This is a genomic window from Roseateles oligotrophus (genome assembly GCF_025717515.1).
In the GTDB taxonomy this organism is placed as follows: Bacteria; Pseudomonadota; Gammaproteobacteria; order Burkholderiales; family Burkholderiaceae_C; genus Paucibacter_A; species Paucibacter_A oligotrophus.
On record NZ_JAJIRN010000003.1, the window covers coordinates 201,118 to 216,926 of the forward strand.

The following is a 15,809-nucleotide window of genomic DNA, read 5'->3' on the forward strand; positions in this document are numbered from 1 at the left end:
ATAGTTCAGTCATGGCTTGACGCAACTGTCCAAGCAAAGTTTGTTACCGGCTTACCAGGAGTCCATCATGAATACAAAACTTTCGATTGCCCTTCTTGCTCTGACTGGCTTTGCTCTGCCGGCGCAGGCTGCTCCAGCCGCAGCCCCCGTACCCGCATGCAGCTTTAGCGACTTGACCGGCGTCACCGTGACGGCTTGTGCGGGCTTCGTACAAGGCAATTTGCTGCAGGGCGGCACCGGCGCTGCCGTGTCGACTGAGATCGCTCAGCAGCTCGGTCTTTTGGGCCTTAGCAACGCGAGTTCAATGAGCTATATCGAGAAAATTTCCAGTAACGGTGGCAATTTCCCGGTCAATTTCGGCACGCTATTGATCGGCGACACGGTGATCGGTTTGCACATGGGCGGAGGTTCGGATAAATTCTCGTCCAACGTGGCGGGCGGCGCGACGGCGTTTTACAGGTTCGATGCCGGGACACAGGGTGTCAACATCTTTACGCTGAATTCCTATATGAGTGCGTCCTCGGGGGTGGCGGTGTTTCAGACAGCGTCGCCCGTGCCGGAACCAGAAACCTATGCCATGTTGCTGGCCGGTTTGGCCGCTGTGGCTTTTGTCGCCAAGCGTCGCAACGCCGTCTGATCACGAGGTCGGCAGAGTCGACTGGGCGACGGTGTCGCCTGGCTCGGCCGGCCGGTTCAGTGCCCAGCTGATGACTCTGCCCTTGTCCATCACGATCTCCAACTGCACGCCGCCGGCGTCGATCCAGCCATAGGTTTCGGGGCTGTCCGTCAGTTTGCGGCCCAGGCTGCGGCTCAGGGGCAGCAGGTCGATCAGCTTCATGCCGACCTGCAGCTTGGAATTCAGCATCACCGCGCTATCGATCTGACCGACCGGTGCTTCGGACGCGGCGCGCATGATTCGCATCAAGCGCCCGAACTGCAAAAGCAGCCAGAACACCACCACGCTGAGGGCCAGGATCACGCCCTTCCAGCCCCACAAAATGCCGCCTGCAATAAAAGCCAGCAAGGCCAGCGCACTTCCAATCCAAGTATTCATGGGGGCGAATGCTAACCCCAGATCATGGCTGGCCGAGCATCGGATCGCCGCCACCTTCTTCGGCATCCCAGCCGTAGGCCCGCTCGACCTTGGCGATGCGCAAGGCGTAATGGCGATACCAGTCGGCGCGACCCTGCTCGCGGGCCTGCGCATGTTCGCCCTCGCGGCGCCAGGCAGCGATGTCTTGCAGGCTGCGCCAGTAGGAGACGGTGATACCCAAACCGTCGGTCCCGCGCACGCTCTCCACACCCAGGTAGCCGGGCTGTTGCGCAGCCAGCTCGACCATACGATCGGCCGTTTCGGCATAGCCCAACTCGACCGAGTTGCGCTGGCTGGTGAAGATCACCGCGTAATAAGGCGGCTCGAAATCAAAGTTTTTCATAGTCCTCGGGCCAGATCCATCGCTTCTTCGATCCGCTCGACCGCATGCACGGTCAGGCCTTCAATCGGTTTTTTCGGCGCATTCGCCTTCGGCACGATGGCGACGCTGAAGCCGAGCTTGGCGGCTTCTTTCAAGCGCTCCTGGCCGCGTGGCGCGGGGCGCACTTCGCCGGCTAGGCCGATCTCGCCGAAGGCGATAAAACCCTTGGGCAATGGCCGGCCGCGCAGCGAGCTTTGGATCGCCAGCAGCACCGCCAAGTCGGCCGCCGGTTCGCTGATGCGCACGCCGCCGACCGCGTTGATGAACACATCCTGATCATTGGTGGCGACGCCGGCATGGCGGTGCAAGACCGCGAGCAGCATCGCCAAGCGGTCTTTGTCGAGTCCGACCGAGAGCCGCCTCGGGCTGGGGCCGCCGCTGTCGACCAGCGCTTGCAACTCGACCAAGAGCGGCCGCGTGCCTTCCAGCGTCACCAGCACGCAACTGCCCGGCACCGGCTCGCCATGCGTGCTCAAGAAGATGGCGCTCGGGTTGGCGACGCCCTTCAGGCCTTTTTCGGTCATCGCGAACACGCCGATTTCATTGACCGCGCCGAAGCGGTTCTTGATCGCCCGCACCAGCCGAAAACTCGAATGGGTGTCGCCCTCAAAGTACAGCACCGTGTCGACGATATGCTCGAGCACACGCGGGCCGGCGATCGCGCCTTCTTTGGTGACATGGCCGACCAGCACGATGGCGCAGCCGCTGGACTTGGCCGTACGCGTCAGCTGCGCCGCGCATTCGCGCACCTGCGCGACCGAGCCCGGCGCGGAGGACAGGTGCTCAGAGTACAGCGTCTGGATCGAATCGATCACACAAAACGCCGGCTTCTCGGCCTCCAGCGTGGCCAAAATTTTCTCCAGACTGATCTCGGCCAGCACGCGCACATGGGTGCCCGCCAGCCCCAAGCGGCGCGAGCGCATCGCAATCTGCGCGCCCGACTCTTCGCCGGTCACGTAGAGCACCGGCAGCTTGTGGGACAGATCCTCAATCGCTTGCAAGAGCAGCGTCGATTTGCCGATGCCGGGATCGCCGCCGATCAAGACCACGCCGCCGGCAACGATGCCGCCGCCCAGCACGCGGTCGAGTTCCTCCTGGCCGGTGGGGGTGCGCTCGAAGTCGGTCGCCTCGATCTCGCTCAGCGTGGCGACCGGCTGGCTCTTGGCCAAGGCTTGATAGCGATTGTTCTTGCCGCCGGCGCCGGGCGCCTCGGCAATGCCCTCGACCAAGGTGTTCCAGGCGCCGCAGGAAGGGCATTTGCCTAGCCATTTGGGGCTCATGCCGCCACAATCGCTGCAGGTATAGATCGATTTTTCTTTGGCCATGCGTGGATTGTCACAGCAAGCCGAGGCGCCAGCCTCAAGTTCGGACCCTGGCTGCCGAAGCTCCTAACTCTGTCATCAGGGTCTGAAAAGAATGAATACTGAATCGCCCGACTTGCAGGCCGAAGCGGCCTCGAATGCTGAAGACCCAGCGGCACTTGATGCCGCAGCGCCGCCGGCTGAGCTCAGCGCCGAAGAGCGCGCCGCCGCCGAGGCCGAAGCCGCCCGCAAGCAGGCCGAGCAGGAGGCCGAAGACAAGGCTGCCGCCGAACGCGAGGCACGACACAAGCGTCTGATGCAAAAAATTGCCAAGCAGGCCGACTTCGCCTCAATGAAGGATTCGGTGCGCTTGATGCAGAAGATTTCGCGCTCCGAGAATGCCCATGCGCGCGCGCTCAGCGGCGCTATTTCGGAGGATATTGCGATGACGGCCAAGCTTTTGCGCTTGGTCAACGCGGCCTTCTACAGCGCGGCCGGTGGCGGCAACATCACCAGTTTGCAGCGTGCGGTGGCGCTGATGGGTTTTCAGACCGTCGGCATGATGGCGAATTCGCTGATGCTGTTTGACCGCCTGCCCAAGGGCGCCGATGGCAACCGGCTGCGCGAGGAATTCGGCCGCGCGCAACTGGCCGCGCTATTGGCTCAGCAGTTCTGCAATCGAAACAAGGCGATCGAAGGCTCTTACCTGGCGGCGTTGTTCCAGAACCTCGGCGGCATGCTCGGCGGCCTGCATTTCCCCGAGGATCTGCAGAGTTTCGAGGAGAAATTGGCGGCGCGCGGCCTGACCATGGGCAAGGGTGACTGGATGGATGCGCGCGACAAGTTGGCCCGCGAGCATTGGGGGGTGGACATCGAGGACATCGCCATTGATGTGGCCGGGCAATGGGGTTGGCCGGAGTCGGTGCGCAATGGCATGCGTCGCTTGCAGCCCAGCAGCGCTGAACGCGCCGCCAGCCCGGAGGAATACCAGCGCGTGCTCTGCACCGCCGCCAATGTACTGGCGGCCGAGTTGCTGGGTCTGCCCAGCAGCGGCTCGGCCGAAGAGAAAGCCGAGGCGCGGCGGGCCTGTGTCGAGCGCTTTGCGGCCGAGATGGCCGTGCCTCTGAGCCTGGACCCGGAGCCGCTGGTGGATGAGGTGGCAGGCGTGCAAGAGGTTTGGGACGACTTGGCCAAGGTGCTCGGTTTTGGTCCGGTGGCTGCGCCCCCGGTGGCGAAAAAGCCCAAGGAGGCCGATCTGGGCGGCAAGCCGGGGGTGGGCAAAGTGGCGAGCGCTGCGGGTTCGTCCAACTTGGCAGCTGCGGCCAAGCCGGCGCCGCCACGGCCGGTCGTGCCGGCTGCGCCGGTCAATCCTGCGGTGGCCGAGTCGCTCTCCAATGCGCTCGAAAAACTCAGTGGTCTGGTCTTGTCCGGCGCGCCTCCAGGTCAGCTGCTGCAACTCTGCATGAAGCAGATGCACGAGGCGCTGAACTTGCGTCGCGTGGTGGTCTGCCTGCGCGACCCGAGCGGCTCGATGTTGAAGGGCGGCATGGGCGTAGGCGAGCGTGCAACGGCGCTGGCGCCGGTGTTTCAGATTCCGCTGCAGCCTCCCAGCGAGCTGTTCGGTCTGCTTTGCAGCAAGGGCGCCGACACCTTGATCTCCGACACCGCCGACCCGGTGATCGCACAGCGCCTGCCGGCCTGGTTCCGCAATCAGGTGCAGGCCGGCACCTTTGTGCTCTTGCCCATGGTGGCGGGCGGGCAGGTGCTCGGTGCTTTTTATGGCGACAAGGCGGACGCCGGCACCTTGCAGATCAGCGAACGGGAGTTGACCTTGTTGAAGACGCTGCGCAATCAGGTGGTGATGGCCTTGCGCTTCGGCGCAGGCAACGGCTGAACCTTCTGCCCGACGCTGCTCAGCCCATGCAATTACTGAAGCTGGTCGCGGAACAAATTCAAATCGGCGCGCCGCTGCCCTTCAATGTGCGCGATGCCTCGGGCGGATTGCTCTTGGCTTGTGGGCAGATCGTGATCAGCCCCGCCCAGCTGGCCTCGCTATTGACACGAGGCATGTATGCCGATGCGGAGGAATTGCGTGCCTTGAAGGCCGGCAGCAGGGTGGCGGCCGAGCCCCCGCCGCTGGCGGCGCGCTGGTCGCAGGCGGTCTGGTCTATCGATGCGATGCTGAAGACCATGCCCGACGCACTGCGCTTCATGGGGAGCTGCGATGAAGCGGCCAGCGAGGTGATCGCCTTGGCCTTGCAAGACGGGGATTTGGCGATCTACCACGCGGTGCGACAAGAAAACCTGCAGCTGCGCCAATACGGGCTGACGCATTCCTTGTACGTTGCCACCTTGTGCCTGATGGTGTCGCGGCGACTGGGCTGGCCGGAGGAAAGGCAGCGCAAGGCGGTCAAGGCGGCTTTGACGATGAATGCCAGCATCATCGAGCTGCAAGGTGTGTACGCAATCAGTGGTGTGCGCCTGACGCAGTCGCAGCGCGAGCTGATGCGGCAGCACCCGGAGGATGCCTACCGACGTTTGCGAGCCGCCGGCATCCAGGACGAGGAGTGGTTGCAGGCGGTGGCTCAACATCATGAGCAGGTGGGCGGCAAGGGCTACCCCAAGGGTCAGCGCGAGGTGGTCGAGTTGGCTCAGCTATTGCGTCTGGCGGATGTGTTTTTGGCGAAAATCAGCGCACGCGTCAACCGGCCGGCGCTGGATATCAAGACCGCCGTGCGCCAGGTCTATGAGCAGGCACCCGGCAATGCGATGGTGGCCTCCTTGGTCAAGGAATTCGGCATGTATCCGCCGGGTGAACTCTTACGTTTGGCCAATGGCGACCTGGCCGTGGTGATACGGCGCGGTGCCAGCCTGCAATGCCCGCTGGTGATGGCGCTGGCCAACGCCAAGGGACAGATCAACGCCAATCCGGTGCGGCTCGATACATCGAAGCGGGAATACGCGGTGGTGGCGGTCGAATCCGACAAAAGCATGCTGGCGCGCATGCCCAGCGAGAGGCTATATGGCTTGTACGGCATGCACGGGTTGGACAGTCTGAATCCCACGCATTGATAGCGCTCATGCTACAAAGCCACTTTGGCTTGCCTCAGCAGTTTAGGAATCACCGATGGAATTTTCGACTTGGGCCGCCTTTTTTGCCGCCTCCTGGGCCATCAGCCTGTCGCCCGGCGCGGGTGCCATCGCGGCGATGAGTTCGGGGCTCAACCACGGTTTTCGGCGCGGCTACTTCACCACTTTTGGCTTGATCCTGGGCATCCTGACCCAGATCCTCTTGGTCGGCGCCGGCCTCGGCGCCTTGATCGCCACCTCCAGCCTGGGCTTTGCCTTGGTCAAATATTTGGGCGTGGCCTATCTGGTCTATCTGGGCGTGCAGCAATGGCGCGCTCCGGCCACACCGATGGTGGCGGCGGATAGCGATGTGGCGCTAGTCACAAGGCGCCAATTGGTGCTGCGCGGTTGGGGCATCAATGCGGTCAACCCCAAGGGCACGGTGTTTTTGCTGGCCGTGGTGCCACAGTTCTTGAACCTCAAGGGCGACCTGACGCATCAATACCTGGTGATCGCCGCGACGCTGGCATTCACCGATATGGTGGTGATGGCAGGCTACACGGCCTTGGCCGCGCGAGTCCTGTCGGCCTTGCGCTCCAGCCATCACATCAGGATCATGAACCGGACCTTCGGTTCGCTTTTCATCGCGGCCGGCGCCTTGCTGGCGACCTTCAAGCGCAGCGCCTGATGGCGCGGCTTTCCCCTCGCACCCTGTTCTGGGGCCCGACGCTGATCTGGGCCAGCACCTGGCATGTGATCCTGTATCAACTGGCCAGCGGCGTGCCGGTACTCAACTCGGTGGCTTGGCGCTTTGCGATTGCGGCCTTGCTTTTGGTCGGCTTGGCGAAGCTGCGGGGCGAGTCATTGCGCATGCCGACTTCCGCGCATGGGCTGATGTTGGCCACCGGCATCGTTCAGTACAGCGGCAATTATTTCTCGGTCTACGAGGCCGAACGGCATATCCCGACGGGCTTGGTGGCGGTCTTGTTCTGCCTGATGGTGTTCGGCAACGCCTTGTCGGGGAAGGTGTTTTTTGGCCAGTCGGTGACGCGGCGCTTTTTGCTGGCGGCCAGCGGCGGTGTGGTCGGCGTGGTGATGATCTTCTGGCCCGAGATTGCCGAGACCGGCGCGCGACCCAGCGCGGCGCTTGGTCTTGGCTTGGGCCTGCTGGCCGTCTTGGCCGCCTGCATCGGCAATGTGCTGACGCTCACGCTGACGAGGCGCGGGCTGGCGTTGGTGCCCATCCTGGCCTGGAGCATGGGCTATGGCGCGCTCTTTTTGATCCTGATGTCCTTGTTGACCGGTCAGGGTCTGCACTTTGACTGGCACGCGCCCTATGTCTTGAGCCTGCTCTATCTGTCGGTGTTTGGCTCGGTCACGGCCTTTGTTTTGTATTTCAAGCTGGCGCAGTTGCAGGGCCCGGCCCGAGCCGCGCTGACCGGGGTGGTAATTCCGGTCATCGCGCTGGTGATTTCGGCCGCGCTGGAGGGTTGGGTGCCGACGGTTTTGTCGGTGAGCGGCATGGCGCTGTGCTTGGTCAGCATCTATATGGCGACCAAGCGGCGCTAACTTTCATCTCAAGCGCAGCGGCTCGTTGCGCTCTTCCGGCACCAAAACCCACAGGATCAAATAGGCCATCAGGCCGATGCCGTGGCAGGGCACGGCAGCAATGAAGATCAGCCGCCAGATCCAGGCGGCCAAGCCGCTGATCTGCGCCAGCCCGCCGCACACACCACCCAACCAGCGCTCGTCGCGGCTGCGCTGCAGGCCGTTGATCGCGTGGCCCAGGCCCGCGCCTCGCAATGGGGGGCTCTCGCGGCCGCTCATGCTCGCTTGGCCATCCAGCAGCCTGGCCTTGGCGCGGCTGAATTCATCATCGGACAGTTGGCCGGCGTCGTGCAAATCGGCGAGGCGTTCGAATTCGTTGCTGAGGGACATGGAGAGCTCCTGTGTGAAGGCTTGAATGCCATGGTTGGCAGTCTGCGGCCAAGCCCGCCGGCCGGCGAGCGGCATGCGACGAACTGCAAGCCGCGCCGGTCGAGGCGTCAAAGTCAAGGGTAATCCCTTGCCTGCTTGCCTATTCGCTGACCCGCCCGCGCCCGGCCTTGATGCCGCTGCGCTGCGCCTTGCCCTCCAGCCGGCGCATTTTGGAGCCATAGGTCGGTTTGGTCGCGCGCCGGGTCTTGGGTGTGTGGGCGACGCCCTGCACCATCTCGACCAGCCGCGCCACCGCATCGGCACGGTTCTGCTCCTGGCTGCGCGTCTCCTGCGCCTTGATCACGATCACGCCTTCGTTGGTGATGCGCTGGTCGGATAGCGCCAACAGCCGCTCCTTGATGATGGGCGGCAGCGTCGAGCGCGCAATGTCAAAGCGCAGATGAACGGCGCTGGAGACCTTGTTGACGTTTTGCCCGCCGGGGCCGCTGGCGCGGATGAAGCTGAAATCGAGCTCCCAATCGGCCGGCGTCCAGTGCAGGTTCACTGCGATTTAGTCCAAGTGTTGAACGGTCACTGGCACGCGCTTGGCCAGCGCACACATCAACTCATAGCCAATCGTGCCCGCCGCCTTGGCAACCTCATCGATCGGCAAGACCTGACCCTTGGGGCCTTGGCCCCACAAGGTGACCTCGCTGCCAAAGCCAGCCTGGGGCAGCGCGCTCAGGTCGACCGCCAGCATGTCCATCGAAACCCGGCCGACCGTCGTCGTGCGTTGGCCGTTCACCAGCACGGGTGAGCCGCTCGGCACGTGGCGGGGGTAGCCATCGGCATAGCCGCAGGCGACCGTGCCAATGCGCATGGGCTGAGATGCGGTGAAACTGCTGCCGTAGCCGACCGTGTCGCCGGCCTGCAACTGCTGCACGCCGATGATCTTGGAGCGCAGCGTCATCGCGGGCAGAAGGCCCCAATGTTCCGGGCCATGTTCGGGGTAGTCGGGCACGCCGCCGTAACTCATGATGCCGGCGCGCACCCAGTCGCTGTGTACGCGGGCGCTGTGGCGCAAGGTGGCGGCGCTGTTGCTGAGCGAGCGCTCGCCGGGCAGGTCGGCGCAGACGGCCTCGAACACATCGAGCTGGTGCTGGATGCCGTCGACACCGAAGCGCAGCGCGTCGGCATCGGAGAAATGCGTCATCAACGAAATCTCGTCCACTTGGGGCAAGGCGTTCAGCCGAGTCCAGGCGGCGCGGAAGGCGGTCGGGCTGAAGCCCAGCCGGTTCATGCCGCTGTTGAGCTTCAAGAAGACCCGGTGCGGCTCATGTGTCTTGTGCATCGCCAGCCAGTCGATCTGCTGCTCGCAATGCACCGCATGCCAGAGCTTCAGGCGCGAACAGAGTTCCAGATCGCGAGTCTCGAACGCGCCTTCCAGCAGCAGAATCGGGCCGCGCCAACCGAGCGCGCGCAGCTGCTGTGCTTCGTCCAGGTCAAGTAGCGCGAAGCCATCGGCGGCGCGCAGGCCCTCGTAAGCGTTGGTGATGCCGTGGCCATAGGCATTGGCTTTGACGACCGCCCACACCATCGCATCCGGCGCGCAGGCGCGCGCGCGGGCAAGGTTGTGGGCCAGGGCTTGGACGTGGATGAGGGCTTCAATTGGACGCGGCATGGCTGAATTGTGGCATCGGCCGGGCTTCGCTTTGCTGACCCGCCTACCCCCCTAGAACGAGGCGCATGCTATAAACCCGACGCAGCACCACATTTGCCGAGCCCGCCATGGCGGGTTGTAGGCCGTGGTTTCGCCTTTCCGGCAGTATCGAATGGGTCCATGAAAAAAGGCTTTTCCACCATCATGTCAGCGCAGTTTTTCAGCTCGCTGGCTGATAACGCATTGCTGGTCGGCGCCATCGAGTTGCTCAGGAACACCGGCGCGCCCGCTTGGCAGGTCCCGGCTTTGGGGCCGATTTTTGCGCTCTTCTATGTGATCTTGGCACCTTTTGTGGGCGCTTTTGCCGACGCGGTACCCAAGGGCAAGGTGATGTTCTACGCCAATCTGATCAAGATTGTCGGTTGCCTGATGATGATGTTCGGCGCGCATCCGCTCTTGTCTTATGCCATCGTCGGCTTGGGCGCGGCGGCTTACTCGCCTGCCAAGTACGGCATCTTGACCGAGTTGCTGCCCCCTTCGCAGTTGGTCAAAGCGAATGGCTGGATCGAAGGCTTGACGATTGCCTCCATCATTCTGGGCATCTTGCTGGGCGGTCAACTGGTCGGTCCGCATTTGGCGCCGCTCTTGCTCGGCCTCGACTTGCCCTTCCTCGACACCGGCATTGACACCCCGCCCGAGGCCGCGATTGCGAGTCTGGTCTTGCTGTATCTGGTGGCAGCGATTTTCAATTTGGCGATTCCGCGTACCCAGACCGAGCTGCAGCCCTTGGCGCACAGCCCTTTTGCTCTGGTGCGCGACTTCGCCTCTTGCAACTCGCGCCTGTGGGCCGACAAGCTGGGCCAGATCTCGCTGGCCACCACGACCTTGTTCTGGGGCATCTCGGGCAATATGCGCATCATCGTGTTCCCCTGGGCGGCGGCGGCGCTGGGCTACAGCACCACGCAGGCGTCCACCTTGGGCGGCGTCGTAGCGCTGGGTACGGCGGTCGGCGCGGTGGCGGCTTCGGTCTATATGCGTTTGGACAGGGCCACAAAAGTGATCCCGCTGGGCATCATCCTGGGTCTGTTGGTGGTGGGTCTGAATGCGGTCACGAACATCTGGGTGGCGGTGCCATTCTTGATTCTGCTCGGTCTGGTCGGCGGCTTTCTGGTCGTGCCGATGAACGCCTTGCTGCAGCACCGTGGGCACAACCTGATGGGTGCGGGTCGTTCGATCGCGGTACAGAATTTCAATGAGCAGGCCTGCATCTTGGGGCTGGGCGCGCTCTATACCGGCATGACGAGGATAGGGCTCTCGGCCTTCATCGCCATTTCGATCTTCGGCCTGATCGTGGCCGGCACGATGGCGCTGATCCGGCTCTGGCACCAGAGCAACTGCATCAATCACCGCGAAGAGGTCGAGCGCCTGATGGTGTTGGCGCGGTGCGATGAGTGCCACACCCCCTCCTAAGCACCGAGCAGTTTCTCCATAAAGACGCCGAAGGGGTCGGCGCGGCGCCCATCAAAGGGGCCGCAACGCCTGAAGCCTCCGCGTTCGGCCAAGCGATGCAGCGCGTGTTGGCGCACATCCACCTGCAGCCGCAAGACCGGCCGGCCCAGCCTAAGCGCTTCGCCTTCCAGCTTGTTCAGCAAGAGTTGGCCCAGACCCTGGCCGCGCCGCGAGGGCGTCACCATCAAGCAGGCCAGCTCGGCGTAGTCCTCATGCAGCAGCAGCGCCCCGCAGGCGATGACCCGCATTTGGGCGTCGCGCACCACGGCCAAGCGCGAGCCCGCACGTCGTAGAGCGGCCTTGGCTTTGATGTGGGGCTTGGGGCGCAGCAAACGGTCTTGTTCTTGATCCAGCGCGCTCAGCAATACTTGTACTTCGGCCTGTGTTGACGCTTCGATCTGTACCGTGGGGCTTGGCGCGGGCCGGTTCGTCAGCGCATTGGTGGCGCGGGCAACCCAGATCTGACCGCGGCCGAAGTGCTGGCCGTGCAAGGCCTGCAGCGAGTCGATGAAGGGGTTTTGCAGGGGTAGTGCACCGAGCTGAAAGTTGGATGCAGCAAGTCTTCTCATGGAAAGCTCCTAATCCTTGGGTGATGGTTTGACGCGAGGTCCACCGAAGGACTTACGCAAGTCGCGTGCCAGTGTTTTGCAGGCTGGCCCGACAATGCCGCCATGCGCCGCGCCGACCGACTCTTTCAACTCGTTCACCTGATCCGGGGGCGTCGCCTGTCGACGGCCGACTTCCTGGCGACCCGCCTGGAGGTCTCGGTACGCACCGTCTATCGCGACATCGCCGCCTTGCAGGCGCAAGGCGTGCCGATCGACGGCGAGGCCGGGGTCGGCTACCGGATGCGCGCCGGCTTTGATTTGCCGCCGCTGATGTTCACCAAGCAAGAGGCGCAAGCGCTGGTCGCGGCCTTGCGGCTGGCGCAGGGTCAGTTGGACAGCGGCTTGGCGCCCCAGGCCGAAGAAGCCATGCTGAAGATTTTGGGAGTTATGCCGGCGCAAGCCAGGGCCGCCGCCGAGAGTTTGGCCTTGTACGCGCCGCTGACCGGACTGGATCAGGCCATGCGCGATCGTTTGGCCAAGCTGCGGGAGGCGACCGAGAGCCACCACAAATTGCGGCTCGATTATCTGGATCTGTCGGGCGCCGCCAGCGAACGCGTGGTGCGGCCGCTGGCTTGCTATTTCTGGGGGCCGAGCTGGACGCTGGCGGCCTGGTGCGAGAAGCGGGGCGGGTTCCGTAACTTCAGAGTTGATCGCATCCAGGGTTTGATGCTTTTGGAAGATCGCTTTCGAGACGAGGCCGGCAAGACCTTGGCCGATATGCGGCGGGCCGAGTCGGCACGCGAGGGTTGATCCAGCGCAAGTGCAGCGGCGCGGCCACGGCCACAATCTTCAGCAAGAGCTAAACCTAGCCTCACGCTTGCTGAAGGAGTTGCGATGAGAGCCAATGTGGGTACTGTCGACCGGGTCTTGCGCATTGCCGGTGGCTTGGCCTTGATGGCCTTGGCGGCCACAGGTACCGTCGGACTTTTGGGTTATGTGGGCATCGTTCCGTTGCTGACCGGCGTGTTTCGTTTTTGCCCCGCCTATTCTTTGCTGGGCATGAACACATGCCCGCTGAAAGAACGGTGAATTCGGTCTTTGCTATGGTGGCGGCTGATCAACGGCCGACCTCCTCTATGCGCAACTTCTCTGTCATTCTCGTTTTGTGGGCATGTCTTGGCTCGGCCCAAGCGACCGCGGAGCCGGCCGCCTTGCCGACGGTTGTGGCACTTGACCTGCAGCGTTATGCCGGCGCATGGTATGAGATTGCGCTGCTCCCGAACCGCTTCCAAAAGCAATGCGTGGCGGACACCCAGGCGCGTTATCGGCTGGATGGCGACCGGGTCGAGGTGATCAACCGCTGCCGCACCGCCAAGGGCGAGCTTGATCGCACGGCGGGTCACGCCAAGGTGGTGGAAGGCAGCGCGAACGCCAAACTCAAGGTGACGTTTTTTTGGCCCTTTTACGGCAATTACTGGGTGCTCGATTTGGACAAGGACTACAGCCAAGTCTTGATCGGTGAGCCCAGTCGCAAGTACGCCTGGATTTTGTCGCGCACGCCGCAGATGGATGAGACCGCCTTGCAAAAGCTGCTGGACCGGGCGGCCGAGCTAGGTTTCGAGCGTGCAGCGTTTCAACGCACGCCGCAGACGCAGCCGCTGGATTGAAGCCCCTACCTTGACATCAGGAACATGCCCCATGAGCAGCTTTGACCATATCGGCCTGACCAAAGACATCAACAGTAATTTGGCGCCATTGAGGAAGTCGCAGCCCGAGGCGCTGCAGGCCTTCGGTCAGCTAGCGGGCGCAGCCATGAAAGAAGGCGCGCTCAGCGGCAAGCAAAAGGAGCTGATCGCGCTGGCGATCGGCGTGACTCAGCATTGCTCCGGCTGTATTGGCTTTCACGTCAAGGCCTTGCACAAGCTGCAATGCACGCGGGCCGAGTTGGACGAAATGCTGGCGGTCTGCGTCTATATGGGCGGCGGGCCGGCGCTGATGTATTGCGCCGAAGTCATCAAGGCCTGGGACGATATGGCGCCGACCTGAGGCGGCTCATGAGCGCGAGGCTTTGGGCAGCAGGCGAGCCAGCAATGGGCCCACGCGCAGGCGCGCCGAAGGGGCCTCCACCCAGCGATAGAAGGGTACGGCGGCCATATTGCTCAGGGCCAAGGCAAGCAAGGCCGCCAGCAAGGCCGACCAAGCGTGCTCGGCATCGCGGTGTTCAAACAAGCCATTGACCAGCAGGCAGATCGGAAAATGCACCAGGAACAAGGCGTAGGAATGGGTGCCCAGATGAGCCAGCAGCGGGGCGATCCGTCGGTCCGCCAGCAGGCATTGCTGGCTTTGATGACGCTGTTGCAACCAGGCCAAAACCCAGGCCGTCAACAAGGCCAAGGCGACTCGTTCGCGGAAGTCCAGCAGCAGCGCGATCAAAACGGCAGCGCTGATCAAATAGAGCCCCGCGCGCCGATAAGAAACCAGTCCCAGCCAATGCACCAATGCGCCGAGCCCATAGGCGCCAAAGTAGTAGGGCGCCCAAATGTCCAGGCTGGCATCGCGGTTGAAGGCGAACAGCGAGGCCAAGCTCAGCAGCAGCACCAGGGCGGGGCCCACGAAGCGGGCCTGCGAGCGGGCCAAAACAAAGCTCGAGTTGAGGCCGCGGGCCAAGCACAAGATCAGCAGCAAGAGGGCGAAGAGTTGGAAGTCGACCGCCACATACCAGGCGCCAACGGTCAGCGACTCATAGCCGAGTACGCCGTGCAAAAGAGTCGCATGGGCCAGCAACTGGGGTAGGCCGACCGACTCGGGCGCCAACTCGGGCAGCCAGGACGCGATCAAGGCCGAGCAGACCAAGGTCAGCAACACGGCGGCCATAAAAGGCAGGGTCAAACGCAGATAGCGCCGCCACAATTGTTCGGGCAAGCTGCCCTCGAACAGTTGCCCACGGGCCGAAAAGGCGCGTGCGCTCAAGAAACCGCCGACCACCAGGAACACCTGCACGGCCATGCGGCCATAGTGATAAAGCGCCGCGATCAACTGTGGCGCCAGCGTTTGAATGGCGTCGGCGATCGGGCCGTAGGCGGACAAATGGTGCAGCACGATCAGCTGTGCCGCGAAGGCTTTCAGCGCGTCGATATGCAGCAGGCGGGAGGACTTGGGCTTGGTCAAACTCATGTATCGAGTACACCCAGCTCGCAGCAAAGGGCGCTTCTTGTTCTTCTGTCTTGTTATGTTTTGGCTGGGGCGGCTGTTCTTGCCGACTCGGTCGGCGGCCTTGGAACTGATCCAAGCTCAAGCCGCGAAGCGACGAAGCCGCTGCGCCAAACCCGCGATTGTAGGAGTTTGGGGCTATTTACGCCATCACTTAATCCGGGGATGGGCTGTCAGCCAGTACTTCCCGAAGGAAGCGCAGCAGCGCACGCGCTGTTTCCGAGCCGGCCGGCATTGGCAAGGTCAGCGCTTGAATCCATTCGCCCTCCTGCACAGCAAGCCGCCAACCCGGCAAAAGGTCGACCAGCCCGGCATCGGGCGGCACACAAAAATCCGGGCTCAGCACCACCCCTTCGCCATGTCTTGCCATCATCAGCAAGGCGTCCAGATCATTGCCCCAGGCGCTGGCTTGCAGGCTCAACTCGACACGTTCGCCGCTTTCGCTGAGCCAAAAACCGGCGCTCGGCTCCTCATGTTGGCCGACCAGCAGGCAGGGCAATTCGGCCAAGGCTAGCGGGCCGGCCAGCGGCGCCCGACCGCTGGCGCCATAGGCGCGCACCGCGTAGCGCAGCAGTGGTTGCACCACCCAGTCCTCTGGCGGCCGGGCGGTGGCGCGAAAGGCGATATCCACCCCTTCGCGCAAGAGATCAACCTTGCGGTAGGTAAACATCAACTCGTAGCGCAACGCCGGATGCAGGGTCTGAAAGCGCGCCAGCAGCGGCGCCAGCACATGGACGCCAAACACCGGCGCGGCACTGATGCGCAGCGTGCCGCCCAGCATATCGCGCTCGCTGCGCAGCGCCAGCCGCGCGCCCTCGGCCGCCTCCAGCACCGTGCGGGCGCGAGCATGCAGGCGCCGACCGGCCTCGGTCAGGCTCAGGCTGCGGGTGCTGCGGGCGAACAAGGCCAGGCCAACCGCGGCCTCGATCGCCGCCACCCGCCGGCTTACCGCCGCCCGCGTCAGCCCCAACTCGCGGGCCGCACGCGCAAAGCTGCCGGCCTGAGCAATCCGGGCGAACAGCTCCAGCGCATTGGCGTCCAAGGCTTGGTCGGCGGCGGTGCGACGGCTGCGGGATATGGTGAGCTTCATTGTCAATATTTAATCACCAATGTGTGGCTT

The 15,809-nt window shown here is 63.4% G+C and carries 19 protein-coding genes; 10 read left to right on the forward strand and 9 right to left on the reverse strand.

Annotated features, from left to right (window positions below):
* Nucleotides 1-16 precede the first annotated feature (16 nt).
* Nucleotides 17-637, forward strand: coding sequence for a PEP-CTERM sorting domain-containing protein (locus tag LNV07_RS06955; protein WP_263570455.1), 621 nt, complete (start codon nt 17-19; stop codon nt 635-637).
* Here the strand turns inward: LNV07_RS06955 and LNV07_RS06960 are convergent, their stop codons facing one another.
* From LNV07_RS06960 to radA, 3 genes are read right to left on the reverse strand one after another with little or no spacing between them, the layout of a single operon-like run.
* Nucleotides 638-1,054: a hypothetical protein gene (locus LNV07_RS06960; RefSeq protein WP_263570456.1), complete on the reverse strand. Its 417-nt coding sequence runs from the start codon at nt 1,052-1,054 to the stop codon at nt 638-640.
* Nucleotides 1,055-1,076: 22 nt separating this feature from the next.
* On the reverse strand, nt 1,077-1,436 hold the full coding sequence (locus tag LNV07_RS06965; RefSeq protein ID WP_263570457.1) for an antibiotic biosynthesis monooxygenase family protein: 360 nt from the start codon (nt 1,434-1,436) through the stop codon (nt 1,077-1,079).
* Nucleotides 1,433-2,800 carry a DNA repair protein RadA gene (gene radA, locus LNV07_RS06970; RefSeq protein ID WP_263570458.1) on the reverse strand — a complete coding sequence of 456 codons (1,368 nt, stop codon included), beginning with the start codon at nt 2,798-2,800 and terminating at the stop codon, nt 1,433-1,435. The genes LNV07_RS06965 and radA overlap by 4 nt, the downstream gene beginning before the upstream one ends.
* A gap of 91 nt (nt 2,801-2,891) precedes the next feature.
* Here radA and LNV07_RS06975 point away from each other — a divergent pair, with 91 nt between their 5' ends.
* Genes LNV07_RS06975 through LNV07_RS06990 form a run of 4 tightly spaced genes read left to right on the forward strand, consistent with a single transcriptional unit; the run spans nt 2,892 to nt 7,414 of the window.
* Complete coding sequence (locus tag LNV07_RS06975) at nt 2,892-4,670, forward strand: HDOD domain-containing protein (RefSeq protein WP_263570459.1); 1,779 nt, start codon at nt 2,892-2,894, stop codon at nt 4,668-4,670.
* A gap of 26 nt (nt 4,671-4,696) precedes the next feature.
* Entirely contained in the window at nt 4,697-5,848 is a 1,152-nt protein-coding gene (locus LNV07_RS06980; protein WP_263570460.1) for an HD-GYP domain-containing protein, read from the forward strand.
* 55 nt (nt 5,849-5,903) lie between these two features.
* Nucleotides 5,904-6,533 (forward strand): LysE family transporter, encoded by a 630-nt coding sequence (locus LNV07_RS06985; protein WP_263570461.1) that lies wholly within the window; start codon nt 5,904-5,906, stop codon nt 6,531-6,533.
* On the forward strand, nt 6,533-7,414 hold the full coding sequence (locus LNV07_RS06990) for a DMT family transporter (RefSeq protein WP_263570462.1): 882 nt from the start codon (nt 6,533-6,535) through the stop codon (nt 7,412-7,414). The genes LNV07_RS06985 and LNV07_RS06990 overlap by 1 nt, the downstream gene beginning before the upstream one ends.
* A gap of 3 nt (nt 7,415-7,417) precedes the next feature.
* Here LNV07_RS06990 and LNV07_RS06995 read toward each other — a convergent pair whose 3' ends face one another.
* From LNV07_RS06995 to alr, 3 genes are all read right to left on the reverse strand, one after another.
* On the reverse strand, nt 7,418-7,783 hold the full coding sequence (locus LNV07_RS06995) for a PspC domain-containing protein (protein WP_263570463.1): 366 nt from the start codon (nt 7,781-7,783) through the stop codon (nt 7,418-7,420).
* Nucleotides 7,784-7,922: 139 nt separating this feature from the next.
* Nucleotides 7,923-8,327, reverse strand: a complete 405-nt coding sequence (gene arfB / locus LNV07_RS07000) for an alternative ribosome rescue aminoacyl-tRNA hydrolase ArfB (RefSeq protein ID WP_263570464.1) — start codon at nt 8,325-8,327, stop codon at nt 7,923-7,925.
* A 6-nt stretch (nt 8,328-8,333) separates the two neighbouring features.
* Nucleotides 8,334-9,443 carry an alanine racemase gene (gene alr, locus LNV07_RS07005; protein ID WP_263570465.1) on the reverse strand — a complete coding sequence of 370 codons (1,110 nt, stop codon included), beginning with the start codon at nt 9,441-9,443 and terminating at the stop codon, nt 8,334-8,336.
* A 159-nt stretch (nt 9,444-9,602) separates the two neighbouring features.
* Here alr and lplT point away from each other — a divergent pair, with 159 nt between their 5' ends.
* Complete coding sequence (lplT, locus tag LNV07_RS07010; RefSeq protein ID WP_263570466.1) at nt 9,603-10,892, forward strand: lysophospholipid transporter LplT; 1,290 nt, start codon at nt 9,603-9,605, stop codon at nt 10,890-10,892.
* Here the strand turns inward: lplT and LNV07_RS07015 are convergent.
* Entirely contained in the window at nt 10,889-11,500 is a 612-nt protein-coding gene (locus tag LNV07_RS07015) for a GNAT family N-acetyltransferase (RefSeq protein WP_263570467.1), read from the reverse strand. The two genes, lplT and LNV07_RS07015, sit on opposite strands and share 4 nt — an antisense overlap.
* Nucleotides 11,501-11,602: 102 nt before the next feature.
* Between LNV07_RS07015 and LNV07_RS07020 the strand changes: the two genes are divergently transcribed.
* The 4 genes from LNV07_RS07020 (at nt 11,603) to LNV07_RS07035 (ending at nt 13,525) form a co-directional block, all read left to right on the forward strand.
* Nucleotides 11,603-12,289, forward strand: coding sequence for a helix-turn-helix transcriptional regulator (locus LNV07_RS07020; protein WP_263570468.1), 687 nt, complete (start codon nt 11,603-11,605; stop codon nt 12,287-12,289).
* Nucleotides 12,290-12,373: 84 nt separating this feature from the next.
* Entirely contained in the window at nt 12,374-12,568 is a 195-nt protein-coding gene (locus LNV07_RS07025; RefSeq protein WP_263570469.1) for a YgaP family membrane protein, read from the forward strand.
* Nucleotides 12,569-12,615: 47 nt separating this feature from the next.
* Complete coding sequence (locus tag LNV07_RS07030) at nt 12,616-13,146, forward strand: lipocalin family protein (RefSeq protein ID WP_263570470.1); 531 nt, start codon at nt 12,616-12,618, stop codon at nt 13,144-13,146.
* A gap of 31 nt (nt 13,147-13,177) precedes the next feature.
* Nucleotides 13,178-13,525, forward strand: a complete 348-nt coding sequence (locus tag LNV07_RS07035) for a carboxymuconolactone decarboxylase family protein (protein WP_263570471.1) — start codon at nt 13,178-13,180, stop codon at nt 13,523-13,525.
* A 6-nt stretch (nt 13,526-13,531) separates the two neighbouring features.
* On the opposite strand, the gene LNV07_RS07040 is transcribed toward LNV07_RS07035, so the two are convergent.
* Both LNV07_RS07040 and LNV07_RS07045 read right to left on the reverse strand, forming a co-directional pair.
* Nucleotides 13,532-14,653: an acyltransferase family protein gene (locus tag LNV07_RS07040; protein WP_263570472.1), complete on the reverse strand. Its 1,122-nt coding sequence runs from the start codon at nt 14,651-14,653 to the stop codon at nt 13,532-13,534.
* 190 nt (nt 14,654-14,843) lie between these two features.
* Nucleotides 14,844-15,779, reverse strand: a complete 936-nt coding sequence (locus tag LNV07_RS07045; RefSeq protein ID WP_263570473.1) for a LysR family transcriptional regulator — start codon at nt 15,777-15,779, stop codon at nt 14,844-14,846.
* Between the last annotated feature and the right edge of the window lie 30 nt (nt 15,780-15,809).

Coding starts and splice junctions, on each gene's coding strand:
- LNV07_RS06960 (WP_263570456.1), bottom strand. CDS start 1,054: ATGAATACTTGGATTGGAAGTGCGCTGGCCTTGCTGGCTTTTATTGCA.
- LNV07_RS07015 (WP_263570467.1), bottom strand. CDS start 11,500: ATGAGAAGACTTGCTGCATCCAACTTTCAGCTCGGTGCACTACCCCTG.
- LNV07_RS06980 (WP_263570460.1), top strand. CDS start 4,697: ATGCAATTACTGAAGCTGGTCGCGGAACAAATTCAAATCGGCGCGCCG.
- radA (WP_263570458.1), bottom strand. CDS start 2,800: ATGGCCAAAGAAAAATCGATCTATACCTGCAGCGATTGTGGCGGCATG.
- LNV07_RS06995 (WP_263570463.1), bottom strand. CDS start 7,783: ATGTCCCTCAGCAACGAATTCGAACGCCTCGCCGATTTGCACGACGCC.
- LNV07_RS07020 (WP_263570468.1), top strand. CDS start 11,603: ATGCGCCGCGCCGACCGACTCTTTCAACTCGTTCACCTGATCCGGGGG.
- LNV07_RS07040 (WP_263570472.1), bottom strand. CDS start 14,653: ATGAGTTTGACCAAGCCCAAGTCCTCCCGCCTGCTGCATATCGACGCG.
- lplT (WP_263570466.1), top strand. CDS start 9,603: ATGAAAAAAGGCTTTTCCACCATCATGTCAGCGCAGTTTTTCAGCTCG.
- alr (WP_263570465.1), bottom strand. CDS start 9,443: ATGCCGCGTCCAATTGAAGCCCTCATCCACGTCCAAGCCCTGGCCCAC.
- LNV07_RS06990 (WP_263570462.1), top strand. CDS start 6,533: ATGGCGCGGCTTTCCCCTCGCACCCTGTTCTGGGGCCCGACGCTGATC.
- LNV07_RS06985 (WP_263570461.1), top strand. CDS start 5,904: ATGGAATTTTCGACTTGGGCCGCCTTTTTTGCCGCCTCCTGGGCCATC.
- LNV07_RS06965 (WP_263570457.1), bottom strand. CDS start 1,436: ATGAAAAACTTTGATTTCGAGCCGCCTTATTACGCGGTGATCTTCACC.
- LNV07_RS07035 (WP_263570471.1), top strand. CDS start 13,178: ATGAGCAGCTTTGACCATATCGGCCTGACCAAAGACATCAACAGTAAT.
- LNV07_RS07030 (WP_263570470.1), top strand. CDS start 12,616: ATGCGCAACTTCTCTGTCATTCTCGTTTTGTGGGCATGTCTTGGCTCG.
- LNV07_RS07025 (WP_263570469.1), top strand. CDS start 12,374: ATGAGAGCCAATGTGGGTACTGTCGACCGGGTCTTGCGCATTGCCGGT.
- LNV07_RS06975 (WP_263570459.1), top strand. CDS start 2,892: ATGAATACTGAATCGCCCGACTTGCAGGCCGAAGCGGCCTCGAATGCT.
- LNV07_RS07045 (WP_263570473.1), bottom strand. CDS start 15,779: ATGAAGCTCACCATATCCCGCAGCCGTCGCACCGCCGCCGACCAAGCC.